The organism is Paenibacillus sp. J14 (genome assembly GCF_000518465.1).
Classification (GTDB): domain Bacteria; phylum Bacillota; class Bacilli; order Paenibacillales; family Paenibacillaceae; genus Fontibacillus; species Fontibacillus barengoltzii.
On record NZ_JADQ01000054.1, the window covers coordinates 1 to 14,279 of the forward strand.

Consider the following 14,279-nt stretch of genomic DNA (forward strand, 5'->3'; position numbering starts at 1 on the left):
GTATGAGGACACACTTCGGGCCATGAGCTGCCCCGGATCTGCTAAAACCGGGCATGGGATGCCGAAGGGAACAGCCAGCGGGTAAGAAGCTCAGACGCGTACCGGAGAAACAGACTTAAGGAGTAGACGATGCTACTGGAGGCAGAAGGATTTCCCCGAATGGACCCTACGTTCCATTGTCCAGAGGCATACCGGAAAGTCCAGTCCCTGATGGAATTTTCAAAGAACAAGCTGGAAATTTGGAGGCTGTTTTCCATCCCCCGGGGGGATGGAAATGAACCTAAAAGAGCTTTTTAAAGATACTATACGAGGAGGCATCACGATGAACCTTGCGACCAAGAGATTCAGCCCAGCTCAAATCCTTAGCCTGTTGATCCTTATAGCTGGAGCTGCGGTCGTGCTCGTGCCGCTGCTGTGGACTTTTTTTACATCCCTGAAGACGCCGGCGGAAGTGTTTAAGGATAACTTCTTACCGGAGAAGTGGCTATGGAGCAACTATTCCGATGCCGTTCAGGCGATTCCGTTTTTTAATTTTTTGCTGAATACGCTGACGATTTTAGTGCCAGTTCTGATTGGAACGGTTTTTTCCTCTGCACTGTGTGCTTACGGCTTTGCCAGATTTCGTTTTAAGGGAAAAAAGACGCTGTTCCTGGTGCTGCTCGCGACGATGATGCTGCCTTCCCAAGTCACGATGATTCCGATGTTCATCATGTTTAAGGAAGCAGGCTGGGTGGATACGTTTCTGCCTTTGATTGTGCCCGCCTTTTTCGGCGGAGGTGCCTTTAACATCTTCCTGATTCGTCAATTTATTCGGGGCATCCCGCGGGATCTGGACGAGTCGGCATTTGTGGATGGAGCCAACCGGCTGCAGATCTTTATTCGAATCATTCTCCCTTTATCGATGCCGCCGTTGATTGCCGTGTCCATTTTTACCTTTATGGGGGTTTGGAACGATTTCCAAGGTCCGCTGATTTATTTGAATTCCAATGAGAAATATACCCTGGCACTGGGGCTTTCCATGTTCAAAGGGTTGTACAACGTGGAGTGGAATATGCTGATGGCAGCCACAATTCTTGTGATGCTGCCGGCTCTGATCGTATTCTTTGCTGTCCAGAAGTATTTCATCGAAGGGATCTCCATCTCTTCGGCCGTTAAGGGCTAAGCGAATCTACTAACAATGAGGAGAATGTTCATGACCGGACGAAGCAGCAAACATCCGTTTAACTTATATTACAACGCCGGGGAATATATCAAAATTTGCGGGGCGCAGGACGGGACTTTTCCCGATTTCGGGCATCATGTCGCCAATGAAATGGGAGGTGTATGGCTGCATCCAATCAAGCTGCTCGACGGCTTCTGGCTGAAGGTAACCGATTTGGATCGGGGGATTTCCGTTTGGACTCGGGCGGATACGTTTACGAACGAGCCTTGGGGAAGCCGATTCGAGTATGACCATGGACTCAGTCATATTCCAGTGTCCATCGAGCGGATTCAATTTGCGCCGGAGCGGGAAAAAGGCTTTATCGCCAAATACCGAGTGCAGGCTTACGAAGGAGAAACCGTGCGGCTAGGATTGGAATTACTCGCCCGGACAGACCTACGCCCGGTGTGGTTCTCGGAACATATGGGGATTGTTGATGGCGAACGGGACGAACCAATGGAAACAGCGGATTGCGAGGTACTGGTAAAGGATTCGGCACATCCATGGTTCGTACAGATTGGTACGGACTTGCCGGAGCCCCATATAGAAACGGGAACGTCGTTATATGGGCCTGAGTTCACTGCCGGAGCGGGTTGCGGCGTTGCGTTTCGGGCGCAGATCGAGTTAGCCGGCCAGGAGACGTTTGAATTTCGGCTGTTTGCTGCAGGATCGTATGCCTCGCAAGCGGAATGCACCCAAACCTATGAGCGATTGACCTTGCGGCACGAAGCACTTCTGGCGGAAAAACAGGCGGCTTATCGAGAGATCGAGGCGCGAGCGCGCTTAGAAATTGCCGGAGAGACGCTGTTGAACGAAGCGTTTGCCTGGGCGAAATGGAACAATCAATGGCTAGTGCAAACCGTAGATCAACTGGGACGAGGTCTGACAGCCGGGGGGCCCACTTACCCGTGGTGGTTCGGCTGTGACAGTACGTATGCTTTGCAAGGCGTGCTTGCGATCGGAGACGCCCAGCTGGCGATCGACACGCTGGAGCTGCTGCGAAGCAAATCGGAAGAAGTCAACGGCAACGGTAGAATCGTCCACGAGATCACGACGATGGGGGCGGTTGCGAATCCGGGGAATACTCAAGAGACGGCACATTACATCGCATTTGTATGGGATTTATTTGAGTGGACCGGCGACGAAGAACTATTGCGTCGCCATTACGAATACTGCGTGAAGGGCATTGATTGGCTCCTGGAAGAAATGGACGGTGACGGGGACTTATTCCCTTCCGGTTACGGCATTATTGAGATCGCAGGGCTCAACATGGAACTGATCGACAGCGCAGTTTATACGGCGAAAGCACTTCAGGCCATGGCCGCGATGAGCGAGCAGCTTGGTGAATCTGCGAATGCCGTCAAATACCGCGAGCTGGCGAAACGGGCGGTAGCTGCCGTGAATCAGGCGTACTGGTGTGAAGATGAAGGGCTGTACGGTGATGCGATTGCCCCTCGTGAAGCGGTTGAGGCCAAGGCAGATGTGATGATCTCCCTTGCCCGCAAGCAAGGAATCGCCGAGTATGAGGAATATATTAGGAGTTTGCTGCAACGAACGACCGGTCATGTAAGTGACCAGGCATGGCTATTAAACAAGAACTGGGTCATCGTTACCCCCATGGAGGCGGGGATCGCGGATCCGGACAAAGCAGCTAGAGCGCTTGCGACGATGCGGTCGGAGGAGTTTATCGGTCCATACGGAACGTATCTATCAGGGATTTACAAGCAAGGGACGATGACGATTTCAACGGGGGTCCACGCTGTGGCTGAAGTGGCTAACGGCCATCCGGACGAAGCGCTGGAGCTGCTGCGTCGCTTGCTGCGCACCTTCTCCGTGGCTTTGCCCGGGTCTTTCACGGAAATGTCTCCAGACTACGGCTGTGTTGTACAGGCTTGGACCCTTTACGCGCTGGCGGTCCCGTTGATCCGTCACTTCTTTGGCGTCCGTCCACAGGCACACCGGCGTTTGCTACATTTGAAGCCGCAGCTTCCTAGCGCATGGCACGATAAGGAGTGCAAACTGGAAGGTCTGCGCATTGCGGACGCAAGCTTTGACCTGTGCATCCAACCGGCGAAGGAAGGCGAGGGCCATCTCGTTACGGTACGAAATGAGCAAAGATGGACCGTGGCGTTGGAGCTAAACGGTGAGTGTAGGGAAAGCGACGCGGCTTGGATTCAGTGGGAAATTACACGGAGGAACTAACTGTATCTGACTCTATCAGAACTTAGAAGAGGCCCATGCGATTGCGGCATGGGCCTCTTACTGCACCTCTTACGTTCTTACGAGCCGCCCGTCCGGCGGCGCTGGTTGTTCGGTTTCTTATTATTTTGGCTCTTCAGTGTTTTGGTTTGAAAACTGTCTTTCAATCCCGGTTTGTTGCCGTTTTGCTGCTGCTGCTTTTTCTGTTGCAGTTTTTGGCGCATCGCTTCGGCCAAATCGATTTTACGTGGTTCTTCATTTTCCGTCACGCTGATCATCTCCTTGACATTGGAAAGGGGGTGTCCCTATTTTATACGTTTTTAAATGCGCGTACAACGGGAATAATGATGAAGGCTTGCTTTTCCCGGGGGCAACACTGTTTCTCTAGACTTACACGGGGTTGATTTGCTACGATGATAAAACGCTTTTGATGTTTTGTTTTGAACTGAGAGCTTGAAGAAGTAGGTTATTGGCTTCGGGGAGAAGTCTGGAGGTGCGGGACTTGGATATTTACGACGATATACGCAAAGGGGAACGCGGAGCTTGGGTAAGCATTGCCGCTTATTTACTGCTGTCCGCTTTCAAATTAATCAGCGGGTTTGTGTTTGATTCAAGCGCGCTGCTTGCCGACGGGTTTAACAACCTTACGGATATCGTGGCTTCGGTGGCAGTGCTGATCGGACTTAGAATCTCACAGAAGCCGCCGGACTCCGACCATGCTTACGGTCATTTTCGTGCGGAGACGATCGCTGCATTAGTCGCTTCTTTTATTATGGCGATGGTTGGTATTCAAGTCATCATAGGTGCGGTCCGGTCATTGATCGAAGGTGTGCATAGCGAGCCAGACATTCTGTCGGCTCTGATCGCTATCGTGTGTGCTCTGGCGATGGGCGGAGTCTATGCTTACAACCGCAGGCTGGCGAAGCAGATTAACAATCAGGCGCTCATGGCGGCGGCCAAGGATAATTTGTCGGATGCGCTGGTGAGTGTGGGCGCAGCAGTTGGGATTATCGGGGCTCAATTCGGGCTGCCTTGGCTGGACGTAGTTGCTGCGATTGCGGTAGGTTTGCTTATTTGTAAAACCGCTTGGGATATTTTCCGCCAATCGACGCATAATCTGACCGATGGATTTGATGAAAAGGAACTGGGCGACCTGCGCAGCACTATTGCCCGAACTCAAGGCGTGGAAGGAATTAAAGACTTGAAGGCCCGGGTTCACGGGAATCACGTGCTGGTCGATGTCGTCATTGAGGTAGATCCGCAATTGACGGTGATCGAAAGTCATAAGATCAGTGACCGGGTTGAGGAACGGATGAGAAAGAAGCAAAACGTTATGCATGTTCACGTTCATGTTGAGCCTAAAGAAAGATAGGACTCGATTTTGGACGGGAAGTCATAAGGATGATTGAAGAATTAGGATGAAGGTGAAATCAAGCCCGAATGGACAGGCCTAAGGTAACATTTACCAAGCCTGCCGTTCGGGCTTTTTTGGCGAAAAAGCGGGCATTTGTCCCTAAAAAATAGGCCGATTGGTTAAATTGGAATTAATATGTAATTTATACGGTTACATGCGAAATCGGGTACTTTCGTTGCAGAAATCCGGTGCTATTGCACGGGAAGGGCTGCTATAGGTTACATTCGTCCAGTTTTTATAGGTCGATTGCCTCTAATTCCGATAGGTAAAATCTAGGGCCATTGTCTTTGAAAGCGCTTTTCTATAAAGTGATCTTCGACCGATTTAGACTGATTTCGACAATCGCTATAATGGGTGCAAGAACTAAAGAAAGGAGATTTTGGAACAAGACGAACAAGAACTTACACTAGGAGGCAGGATAACACCCATGAAAATGAAACGAAGCGTAGCCATCACATTGTTGAGTGCCATTCTTCTCTCTACTTATACAGCCGTCCCTCATCAGGCATCCGCCGCAACTGCAACTTCACAATCGATCACCAAAGGCCATATTGTCGGCGGTGTCAATTTCCGTGACAAACCTTCCACATCGGGGAAAGTGATTGGATTTCTGAAAAAAGGCTCCGAAGTCACCGTATTGGATCAAAGCAATAAATATTTCTATCTCGTACAAACCGAAGATGGGAGCACCGGTTACGTTAGTTCGAACGAAAAATACATTCAACTGGAAACTGTAAACACCGCTCCTTCCCAACCTTCGCTCAATTTGCCTGCAACGGTGACCTACGGCGTCAATCTGCGTGATCAACCGTCCACCTCGGGCAACGTTATTACAATGCTTCGCAAAGGGACGACGCTAACGATTCTCGAGCAAAGCAATGAGTATTTCTATAAAGTACAGACGGCAGACGGGATGAAAGGTTACGTTAGTACGAATGATAAATATTTGGAAATTGGAGGACAATCTAGCACACCGCAGCCAACGCCTACTCCCGCTCCTTCCACTGGGATCAGCCAGCAGATCGAGCAAGTCATTCAGGCCGGTATGAAATACCTCGGCACTCCGTACGAGTACGGCTCCAGCCGCAACAATACGGATACATTTGACTGCTCTGATTTCGTTAGACAAGCCTATAAGGATGCTTTGGGCATCACGCTCCCTGCGGATTCCCGTAAACAAGGGGATTACATAAAGAGCAATGGAACAGCCGTATACAGCATCGATCAATTGAAGCGCGGTGATTTGGTCTTCTTCATGAGCTACAAAGGCTCTTCGGCCAAGTCTTACCAAGGAATCGACAAGCAAAGCCAACGGATTACCCACGTTGCGATCTATCTTGGCGACGGTCAGCTCTTGCACACCTATTCTAATGAAGCTGGCGGAGTGATTGTCGACAAGCTTGACGGCTCCTGGGTTTACCGCTTTATGTTTGGTGGCAGCGTCCTGAAATAAATCAAATCATGCCGTTTGGCCCCGTTCTTGAGTAAGGAAGTGGCCAAGCGGTTTTTTCATTTTTACGTCGAAAGAAGTAATCTTATTTCACGGTTCTACGCACACTTCCGTCCATTTTCGTGTATAGTTAAGGAAAGAATGGGTGAACGCCCAAGGACGGAAAGCGAGGAAACAGGTATGATTTGGGAGATCAGCGTGGCGGTGGCTGCAGCGGCCTTTGTGGTGCTTGTCGTTTATTTGGTCAAGACGCTGAAAGCGGCGGAACATTCGCTGAAGACGACCACCGAAACATTGAAGGACGTACAAAAAACGATTGATGAGCTCGGCAACGACGTCCGGCAGATCGTCCGGCAAGCGAATGAACTGACCGGCGACATTCAGCACAAAATGAAGCAGATCGACCCGCTGATGGAATCGGTTAAGCATGCGGGGGAAGTGCTAAGTGAAGTGACATTGGCAACAAAGCAGGTTTCGGCAGCCCTTGCCCGTCGAATCGCCAGCCGTCCGCTGTTGGCCAAGCGCAAAGCTCCGGCATCTCCGGCCCCGGCAACTTCTGTACCTTCAGTCCAGCCGCTGCAAGCGGAAGGAGAACAACCGGAGCAGGAAACGAATCGTAAATCGGCGAATTGGGTCAAATGGGTGGATCTCGCCGCTGATGTCTGGCAGAAGTATCGGAGTTAAGCGGACGTGAAGCGGCCATTCCATTTGCCGCTTCAACCAAAGATGGACTGGGTAATGTACTATGTTACTCAAGCCTTGCCCGCATTGTGAATCGAGAAGGAACGGGAAAGCGCCCCGTTCCTTCTTTTTTCACTATGATTCGTACAGCACTTCTAAGTCTCATTGGATAAGGAGATTATGATGCGAATATTGATCGTTGACGACAATCCGACAAATACCATGATCATACGTGAGATTTTAAAGAAGGAAAATTATCGCAACACGGTCACCGTCACTTCGGCCCGGGACATGTTCGAGCGGCTTGGTGTCAAAGATTTGGATTTGATTGACGAAAGCGGACCATCTGATGTGGATTTGATCCTGCTGGATATGATGATGCCGGAGATGGACGGGATTCAGGCTTGTCGGATCTTGCAGCGCTCCGAACATCTGAAGGAGATTCCCGTTATCGTAGTTACAGCCGTTGGGGATTCCCACAAGCTGGCGGAAGCGTTGGATGCCGGAGCTGTAGATTATGTAACGAAACCGATCAACAAGGTGGAGCTGATGGCGCGAATTCGTCTGGCACTGCGGCTGAAGCTGGAGAAGGACTGGCATCGGAACCGGGATCAGCGCATCCAGGAGGAATTGAAGCTTGCGTCGCTTGTTCAGAACGCGGTCCTTAGCGCCCCGATCCATGATTCGGAGTTCGAAATCGATGCCCTATACAAGCCTTCTTATGAGTTGGCCGGAGATTTGTACTCCTGGTATTCGCTTGGTGAGGGGAAGTATGCAGTGATCCTGCTGGATATGATGGGGCATGGCATTTCTTCTTCCCTCTTCTGTATGTTCATCTCCTCTGTTCTCAAAGATACCGTGTTTACCTATGTGGAACCGAAGCTGGTCATTGAGGAGCTAAACCGCCGCTTTATCCAGCTGCATATTGAAAGCAAATTGATTCAATATTATTTCACCGCCATCTATCTTGTGGTGGATACCCGGCGCAAAGTGATCGAATACGTGAATGCCGGACATCCGCCAGCCCTCCTCTACACGGATAAGAAGCAACCCGTTCGTTTTGATCAAGTGGGGCCTCCCGTAGGCTTGTTTGATGGAATCGAAACCTATCCGCAGGTTCTACATTACGAAGGGCCCGGTCATCTCGTTCTCTACACCGACGGGTTGATAGATGGGCAGGAGAATTCCATAGAGGCACGGCAGGCATGGCTGGAGGAGCAGTTGAAGACCTGCAGCCATCACTTCGACCGCGAGGCGATGAGTCGGTTGTTCTTCCAAGATGCCGCTCCGCTGAACCGAGAAGATGATAGATGTCTGGTTTGGATCTCGTTCAAATAACCCTCCTTGATTCAGTCATGGACAAGCTGGGTTATGTTGTATTAAGAAAACCTATTCCAGGGAGAGTATTTCATGAATACAAGAAAAAGTTTGAAATTTTCCACCACAACCCAACGAGAAAACGGAGTTTGTACCGTATCGCTGCGAGGTGAGTTGGATTTGTCTGCAGCGCCGGATTTCCGGAAGGTGATGGATCCGCTGGTTGGCATCGATGACGCGGATTTAGTCCTGAATCTGAAGGAGTTGAAATACATCGACAGCACCGGAATCGGAATTTTTCTGTCCATCTTAAAAGCGAGGCATGGGATGAGCTCGAAGTTTTACGTACAGGAAGTACCGGACCATATCCGGAAGCTGTTTGAAATGACGGGGATTGCTAAGTTTTTCGCGGAGCAGGAGAACTCCCAATAAGGAAAGGATCGAGTCTTAATGATAGAAGAAACAGAGAGAATTGTCATCAGCCTACCGGCTACGGCAGAATACGTGGATATTGTTAGGCTGAATCTGTACGGTATTGCTTCCAAGATGGGATTTTCGTACGAGGAAATTGAAGACATGAAAGTGGCGGTATCCGAAGCTTGCAACAATACGGTGTTGTATGCGTACAAGCAGGATGCCGGCAAAATGGAGATCACGTTTGAGATCTTAACGGATGCTTTGTCTATTACGGTCAAAGATGAAGGGGAGAGCTTTGAGCCGTGGCGACAGGCTGGAGGCGTGACTCTACACGAAAAAGAGTTGAGCGAGGCCCCGATTGGCGGATTAGGTTTCTATCTGATGCAGGCGCTCATGGACGACGTCCGCGTGGAAACGCAATCCGGAAAAGGCACAAGGGTGACGATGGTCCGCCGACTCCAGAGGAGTGAAGAGAAGGTATGACCGATCGTGCGGCTCCCCAAGCTTCTTTGCACGAATCTACCCGCCTCATTCAACTGTACCAGCAAACCAGAGACAATGAGATCGCCACGCAGTTAATCTGGAAATACGATTCGATGGTCAAAATGGCCGCCGCGAAAATTGCTCGAAATCGACCGGATTTGTACGAAGACCTCTACCAGGTGGGCGAAATGGCATTAGTGCGTTTGCTGCAGCAGTATGATAGCGAGCTGGGCATTCCGTTTGAACCGTATGCGATGAAGAGCATGATCGGGCATATGAAAAATTATTTGCGCGACAAGTCTTGGTATATTCAAGTGCCGCGGAGAATTAAAGAAAAGGGAGCGCTGGTTCAGCAGGCGATTGATGAGCTGACGCTGAAGCTGGAGCGATCTCCCAATGTACAGGAGATCGCGGAGGTTCTGGAGCTCTCGGTGGAAGAAACGGTTGAGGTACTGGCCGGACGGGATTGTTATCATTACGTGTCCCTGGATTCGCCCTTATCACCGGACGAAAGCGCCGTAACGCTGGGTGAAATGATCAGTGCGGATGCGGACGACTACGATGCGCTTGAGAACCGCATGGATTTGCAACAAGCGCTGGGACAATTAAAGGCGCAGGAACAGCAGGTTCTGCTGATGGCCTATCAGGAAGGGCAATCCCAAAGGTCCATTGCCCGGAAGCTGGGGATCTCTCAGATGAGCGTATCCCGCATTCAGAAGCGGGCGACCGAACGCCTAAAGCAAATCATGAATCATATGAACACCACATAAAGCGTTGCCTTGGGGATATGGGGGCAACGCTTTTTTTGCTTATATTTATTGTCCGGGATCGGGCAGTAAGCCGTCCTTCTTATCTTCTCGGTTGGTTTGCATAGCTTCCATATCTTCTCCCAGCTGAATTAGATCCTCCATGTCATTCACCATGGAGCCGTTCTCCGCTTCGTCGATGTCTTTATGCTCAGGATACTCGCCGGCTTGGGCAGCCCGGATTTGCCTCGTGACATACTGCTCCTGCAGGTCCTCGGGTTGGGTCAATGGATGTTGCCTCCTTTGTTCTCTTATGAAACCGTAAATAGTTTGCACAAACGCCCTTATCGTATACCTGGCGCTCTCTTGCTTCTTGCTAGATGGCTCTATAGCCAGCGGGCTTCCAAAGTACTATACTGTGTAGGAATGGAGCAAAATGTGTGCAGGGAATGGATCAGGTTAAGGAGAGAACAAGAGATGAACTATAACGAAGCTTTGCTGGTGAATGAATATCGCGGGGTGCTGCTGGAATGCGCTCACTATGGTCATATTTGTATTGTTGATGAACGAGGAAACATTGTGGGGCGAGCGGGTAATCCCCAAGCCACCGTATTTACTCGCTCTGCGGCCAAGCCGATCCAGGCGATTCCAGGGATCCGTGCCGGAATTAAGGAGGCTTACGGGCTAACTGACGAGGAGATTGCCATTATGGCCGCTTCACACCGAGCTGAGGAGATCCATGTCGAGACGCTGAATCGAATTTTGGAGAAGACGGGGCTGACCGAAGAACGGCTCATTTGCGCTCCCAGCCTGCCGCTGGATCGGGTTGCCAAGGAACAGCTGCTTCGACAAGGCGGGACGTATCGCCGAATCTACCATAATTGTTCGGGTAAACATTTAGGCGTTCTGGCTTATTGCAAAATGAAAGGATACCCGTTGGAAAGCTATAATCATCCGGAGCACCCGGCTCAGAAGGAAATCTTGACGACGCTGGCGGGCTTGGCAGGGCTTACGGAAGCGCAGATTACTCTGGGTACAGATGGCTGCGGTTTTCCTGTGTTCGCCCTTCCGTTATCCGCTTTGGCTTCCGCCTATTTGAAGCTGGCATGTCCGGATTTGATCGAGGATGCGGCTACCGCTGAGGCAGTCAGAGTGATTACTAACGCCATGAACCGTCAACCCTTGCTGGTTGCTGGCACCGGGCGGGTGGATTCGATCCTGCTGGACGATCCGAATATCGTGGCCAAAGGCGGTTTTAAAGGGGTTTATGCGTTTGCTTTGCGCCGTGAGCGCGTGGGGATCACGTTTAAAATTCAGGACGGTTCCAAGGAAGAGTGGGGAATGATCGCTTTATCCGTACTGGAGCAGATCGGATACGAAAACGAAGGAACGCTGCAGAAGCTCCGCGAGGCGTTCCCGTCTTCGATCAAGAACGATGAGGGCTGGGAAGTAGGGAAAGCCGAAACCGTGTTCCAGCTGGAACGCTAACTGTGATTCAGAGCCGCTTACCGGTTAGGCTTTGTTCCGCAGTCTTCCCAGTTCTTGAGCCAGCGCTTCCACTTCGGAGATGCTGAGCCGCTCTTTGCTCATGACGATGTCATAAACATCGCGGATATCATCATATTGGTTAACGTGGAATGCGGACGCCGACATCGCTGCTGCGGAAGCCATTTTCAGCTTGCTTTTGATCGCTTCGATCATGAACTCAATATTTTCCTTGCTCTTGATGGACAGATCCATAAGTTTTCATCCTTCCGATTTATGGGTTATTAGCTATTGTACCACGAGGGAAGCGGTTCATGAAATTTTGCGGCCTGGCGTCCGAATGAGTTACAATCAGGTTACGAAATACCGGGAGGGAGCGTGTCTAGGTCATGCAGGAACAGAAGGAATGGCCGGCAGCGGGAGTAAACCGGAGGAAGCTGAACGGCGGGGAGCTGGCGGCTTTTTTTGCAGACATTCGTGCCCGGCATCTTCGTGAGGACGTTACATTTCTGTGCATCGGTACGGACCGGTCGACGGGAGACGCACTGGGGCCGTTGGTGGGAACGAAGCTGACCGAGCTGGGATTTGAGCACGTCATCGGGACACTCCGCGAGCCGTGTGACGCAACCAATCTGGAGAGGCGCATGTCCGAAATTCCCGAAGGGCGCGTGATCATCGCCATCGATGCCTGCCTGGGGATGGCCGATTCCGTAGGGACGTACCTCGTGTCCAGCCAGCCGCTGCAACCGGCCCAGTCCGTCGGAGCCAGCTTGCCTGAGGTCGGGCATTACAGCATCGCTGCAGTCGTGAACGTCAACGGTCCCAAGCCCTATTGGACGCTGCAGATGACCTCGCTTTACAAGGTCATGCAAATGGCCGATGAAATCGCGGACGCTGCGGCAGCGGCGTTCCGGTGAGAAGGTTGGATGAAGCGAGGGACAGAGCAGCGGAGCGTACGTTTGGGGTACGTGAGCAGCGGAAGGCCCGGCTGAGTTCAAGATTCGATGTCGAGCACGCTTCAAGGTTTACCACGTGATCCGAAGATAACTTTTTGAACAACCGGTTCAAATCAGAGTTCAAAAAGTTAGGTTTGGAGCACCGAGAAGGTTGGATGAAGCGAGGGACAGAGCAGCGGAGCGTACGTTTGGGGTACGTGAGCAGCGGAAGGCCCGGCTGAGTTCAAGATTCGATGTCGAACACGCTTCAAGGTTTACCACGTGATCCGAAGATAACTTTTTGAACAACCTTTAAAAATGAGATGAAAGTGGGTAGCGTAATGGACAAAGTAACAGTCAACGGAACAACGATCGCCTATGAACAACAAGGACAGGGCGAAACAGTAGTTTTGCTGCACGGTTTCTGCGGCAGCTCCGCTTACTGGGAGAAGGTTCAGCCGCTGCTTGCCGAACAATATCAGGTCATCGCCCCCGACCTTCGGGGCCACGGGGCCACAACTGCGCCAGTCGGCGCGTATACGATCGATCAAATGGCGGATGATGTCGCCGCTCTGATGGAGGCGCTGGGCATCACCAAGTACACGCTGCTGGGCCATTCGATGGGAGGCTACACCGCCCTCTCATTAGCTCAGCGGTATCCAGATCGGTTGAATGCCTTTGGTTTGATCCACTCCACCGGCTTTCCGGACAGTGAAGAAGCGAAGGAGAAACGGCTTCAAGCGGTTTCCCGCATCCGGTCCGAAGGCATTACCCACTTTGTAGATGGGCTCGTGCCGGGGTTGTTTGCACCGGACAATGTCAGCAAACTTGGAGCTGAAGTGGATCGCGTGAAGGAGATTGGCTACAAGACGCCGCCTCAAGGGGCAACGGGAGCCGCGCTGGCGATGCGCGAGCGGCCCGACCGCCGAGACGTGATGGAATCGACAGCGCTACCACTGCTGCTGGTCGCAGGTGAAAACGATAACGTCGTACCGATGGCGCGGCTATTTACGACCGAAGGGCCCAACGTCACAAAGGCGGTCATTAAAGGCGCGGGCCACATGAGCATGTACGAAGCGCCGGAGCAGCTCACAGCCGTCATCGCCGATTTTATGCGCAGCGTCACGGGAAAGACCGTAGAAGTGTAAAACCTAGCAAGTCTAAACAACGTTTCGCAAGAATCAGCTAGTCGAACCGAGGCCAAGGAACCGGAGATTTCATGGAAAACTCCGGTTTTACGGCTTTTTTTGAATTGGCGGGAAGCCAGCCTTGAACTTAGGGACGAGAGGAGGAGTGTCCGTGCTGCGAAGAGATTACCTGATGAAGATGATCGAAGAAATGACGGAAATGCTGGGAAAAGTGTTTATGCTCAAACAGCAGAAAAAGAAGATCGAAGCATTATGGACGCTCGACGAGCTGTTTAAAAGACAGTTTCGCTTGAGCTCCCATCTGCTGGAGAACTTACCTGCCAAAGACATCGTGCGCCTGTTTCAAAGCGGCGGGGAAATCGAGGCGGACAAGCTCCAAAGTCTGTCCCGTCTGCTCAAAGAAGAGGGAGACGTCTACGAGAGCTCTGGAGAGTCGGACGAAGCAGCAAAGCGCTGGATCAAATCATTTCATCTATACTTGACCGCTGCGCTCCATGGGGCGGACCGCTCTCTATGGGATCTGCCCGCGGCCATTGCTGAGCTGCAATCGTTGCTGAAGTCTTACCGTCTTCCGCCGGACACCGAATGGCTGGTGTTACAATGGGAAGAAGCGGAAGGCCGGTACGACCAGGCAGAAAATGCACTCTACCGCTTGCTGGAGGAAGGCCATGCTACTAAAGAAGAGGCGGTAGCGTTTTACCAGCGGTTGCTTGCGCTACCGCGAGATACACTTGCGGCGGGAGGCTTGCCGGTTGAAGAAGTTGAAGAAGGGCTTGCCGACGTCCAGGCTAAATGTTGAACAA

16 protein-coding genes are annotated in these 14,279 nt (G+C 51.5%); 13 read left to right on the top strand and 3 right to left on the bottom strand.

What is annotated here, in order from left to right; all coding sequences use genetic code 11:
- The first annotated feature begins 322 nt into the window (after positions 1-322).
- Together M891_RS0117825 and M891_RS0117830 are read left to right on the top strand one after the other, a co-directional pair.
- The gene (locus M891_RS0117825; RefSeq protein WP_016310844.1) at positions 323-1,162 is read left to right on the top strand and encodes a carbohydrate ABC transporter permease; all 840 of its coding nucleotides are present in this window, start codon (positions 323-325) and stop codon (positions 1,160-1,162) included.
- A 30-nt stretch (positions 1,163-1,192) separates the two neighbouring features.
- Positions 1,193-3,403: an alpha-L-rhamnosidase-related protein gene (locus M891_RS0117830; protein ID WP_028539772.1), complete on the top strand. Its 2,211-nt coding sequence runs from the start codon at positions 1,193-1,195 to the stop codon at positions 3,401-3,403.
- Positions 3,404-3,480: 77 nt separating this feature from the next.
- Here the strand turns inward: M891_RS0117830 and M891_RS0117835 are convergent, their stop codons facing one another.
- On the bottom strand, positions 3,481-3,669 hold the full coding sequence (locus M891_RS0117835; protein WP_016310846.1) for a hypothetical protein: 189 nt from the start codon (positions 3,667-3,669) through the stop codon (positions 3,481-3,483).
- A gap of 233 nt (positions 3,670-3,902) precedes the next feature.
- Here M891_RS0117835 and M891_RS0117840 point away from each other — a divergent pair, with 233 nt between their 5' ends.
- The 7 genes from M891_RS0117840 (at position 3,903) to M891_RS0117870 (ending at position 9,932) form a co-directional block, all read left to right on the top strand.
- Positions 3,903-4,772 carry a cation diffusion facilitator family transporter gene (locus tag M891_RS0117840; RefSeq protein WP_016310847.1) on the top strand — a complete coding sequence of 290 codons (870 nt, stop codon included), beginning with the start codon at positions 3,903-3,905 and terminating at the stop codon, positions 4,770-4,772.
- Between the two features lie 469 nt (positions 4,773-5,241).
- Entirely contained in the window at positions 5,242-6,267 is a 1,026-nt protein-coding gene (locus M891_RS0117845; RefSeq protein WP_016310848.1) for an SH3 domain-containing C40 family peptidase, read from the top strand.
- A gap of 177 nt (positions 6,268-6,444) precedes the next feature.
- Positions 6,445-6,948, top strand: coding sequence for a DUF948 domain-containing protein (locus M891_RS0117850; RefSeq protein WP_016310849.1), 504 nt, complete (start codon positions 6,445-6,447; stop codon positions 6,946-6,948).
- Between the two features lie 180 nt (positions 6,949-7,128).
- Positions 7,129-8,283 carry a PP2C family protein-serine/threonine phosphatase gene (locus M891_RS0117855; RefSeq protein ID WP_016310850.1) on the top strand — a complete coding sequence of 385 codons (1,155 nt, stop codon included), beginning with the start codon at positions 7,129-7,131 and terminating at the stop codon, positions 8,281-8,283.
- A 72-nt stretch (positions 8,284-8,355) separates the two neighbouring features.
- Positions 8,356-8,694, top strand: a complete 339-nt coding sequence (locus tag M891_RS0117860; RefSeq protein ID WP_016310851.1) for an STAS domain-containing protein — start codon at positions 8,356-8,358, stop codon at positions 8,692-8,694.
- 18 nt (positions 8,695-8,712) lie between these two features.
- Positions 8,713-9,162, top strand: a complete 450-nt coding sequence (gene rsbW / locus M891_RS0117865; RefSeq protein ID WP_016310852.1) for an anti-sigma B factor RsbW — start codon at positions 8,713-8,715, stop codon at positions 9,160-9,162.
- The gene (locus M891_RS0117870) at positions 9,159-9,932 is read left to right on the top strand and encodes a sigma-70 family RNA polymerase sigma factor (protein ID WP_016310853.1); all 774 of its coding nucleotides are present in this window, start codon (positions 9,159-9,161) and stop codon (positions 9,930-9,932) included. The genes rsbW and M891_RS0117870 overlap by 4 nt, the downstream gene beginning before the upstream one ends.
- Positions 9,933-9,977: 45 nt before the next feature.
- Here M891_RS0117870 and M891_RS0117875 read toward each other — a convergent pair whose 3' ends face one another.
- Positions 9,978-10,196 carry a hypothetical protein gene (locus tag M891_RS0117875; RefSeq protein ID WP_016310854.1) on the bottom strand — a complete coding sequence of 73 codons (219 nt, stop codon included), beginning with the start codon at positions 10,194-10,196 and terminating at the stop codon, positions 9,978-9,980.
- A 189-nt stretch (positions 10,197-10,385) separates the two neighbouring features.
- On the opposite strand from M891_RS0117875, the gene M891_RS0117880 reads away from it, so the two are divergent.
- Positions 10,386-11,396: an asparaginase gene (locus M891_RS0117880; protein ID WP_028539774.1), complete on the top strand. Its 1,011-nt coding sequence runs from the start codon at positions 10,386-10,388 to the stop codon at positions 11,394-11,396.
- Between the two features lie 24 nt (positions 11,397-11,420).
- Here M891_RS0117880 and M891_RS0117885 read toward each other — a convergent pair whose 3' ends face one another.
- Complete coding sequence (locus tag M891_RS0117885; protein WP_009226836.1) at positions 11,421-11,648, bottom strand: DUF1128 family protein; 228 nt, start codon at positions 11,646-11,648, stop codon at positions 11,421-11,423.
- Between the two features lie 134 nt (positions 11,649-11,782).
- Here M891_RS0117885 and yyaC point away from each other — a divergent pair, with 134 nt between their 5' ends.
- The 3 genes from yyaC to M891_RS0117900 all read left to right on the top strand — a co-directional run bounded on the left by yyaC (position 11,783) and on the right by M891_RS0117900 (position 14,275).
- The gene (yyaC, locus tag M891_RS0117890) at positions 11,783-12,310 is read left to right on the top strand and encodes a spore protease YyaC (protein WP_028539775.1); all 528 of its coding nucleotides are present in this window, start codon (positions 11,783-11,785) and stop codon (positions 12,308-12,310) included.
- A gap of 359 nt (positions 12,311-12,669) precedes the next feature.
- Positions 12,670-13,476 carry an alpha/beta fold hydrolase gene (locus tag M891_RS0117895; protein WP_028539776.1) on the top strand — a complete coding sequence of 269 codons (807 nt, stop codon included), beginning with the start codon at positions 12,670-12,672 and terminating at the stop codon, positions 13,474-13,476.
- Between the two features lie 151 nt (positions 13,477-13,627).
- On the top strand, positions 13,628-14,275 hold the full coding sequence (locus M891_RS0117900) for a DUF6483 family protein (protein ID WP_016310858.1): 648 nt from the start codon (positions 13,628-13,630) through the stop codon (positions 14,273-14,275).
- The last annotated feature ends 4 nt before the right edge of the window (positions 14,276-14,279 follow it).

What these genes read in the sequence shown, in the direction of transcription:
- M891_RS0117825 (WP_016310844.1), top strand. Translation starts at nt 323, where the DNA reads ATGAACCTTGCGACCAAGAGATTCAGCCCAGCTCAAATCCTTAGCCTG.
- M891_RS0117830 (WP_028539772.1), top strand. Translation starts at nt 1,193, where the DNA reads ATGACCGGACGAAGCAGCAAACATCCGTTTAACTTATATTACAACGCC.
- M891_RS0117845 (WP_016310848.1), top strand. Translation starts at nt 5,242, where the DNA reads ATGAAAATGAAACGAAGCGTAGCCATCACATTGTTGAGTGCCATTCTT.
- M891_RS0117850 (WP_016310849.1), top strand. Translation starts at nt 6,445, where the DNA reads ATGATTTGGGAGATCAGCGTGGCGGTGGCTGCAGCGGCCTTTGTGGTG.
- M891_RS0117855 (WP_016310850.1), top strand. Translation starts at nt 7,129, where the DNA reads ATGCGAATATTGATCGTTGACGACAATCCGACAAATACCATGATCATA.
- M891_RS0117860 (WP_016310851.1), top strand. Translation starts at nt 8,356, where the DNA reads ATGAATACAAGAAAAAGTTTGAAATTTTCCACCACAACCCAACGAGAA.
- rsbW (WP_016310852.1), top strand. Translation starts at nt 8,713, where the DNA reads ATGATAGAAGAAACAGAGAGAATTGTCATCAGCCTACCGGCTACGGCA.
- M891_RS0117870 (WP_016310853.1), top strand. Translation starts at nt 9,159, where the DNA reads ATGACCGATCGTGCGGCTCCCCAAGCTTCTTTGCACGAATCTACCCGC.
- M891_RS0117880 (WP_028539774.1), top strand. Translation starts at nt 10,386, where the DNA reads ATGAACTATAACGAAGCTTTGCTGGTGAATGAATATCGCGGGGTGCTG.
- M891_RS0117885 (WP_009226836.1), bottom strand. Translation starts at nt 11,648, where the DNA reads ATGGATCTGTCCATCAAGAGCAAGGAAAATATTGAGTTCATGATCGAA.
- yyaC (WP_028539775.1), top strand. Translation starts at nt 11,783, where the DNA reads ATGCAGGAACAGAAGGAATGGCCGGCAGCGGGAGTAAACCGGAGGAAG.
- M891_RS0117895 (WP_028539776.1), top strand. Translation starts at nt 12,670, where the DNA reads ATGGACAAAGTAACAGTCAACGGAACAACGATCGCCTATGAACAACAA.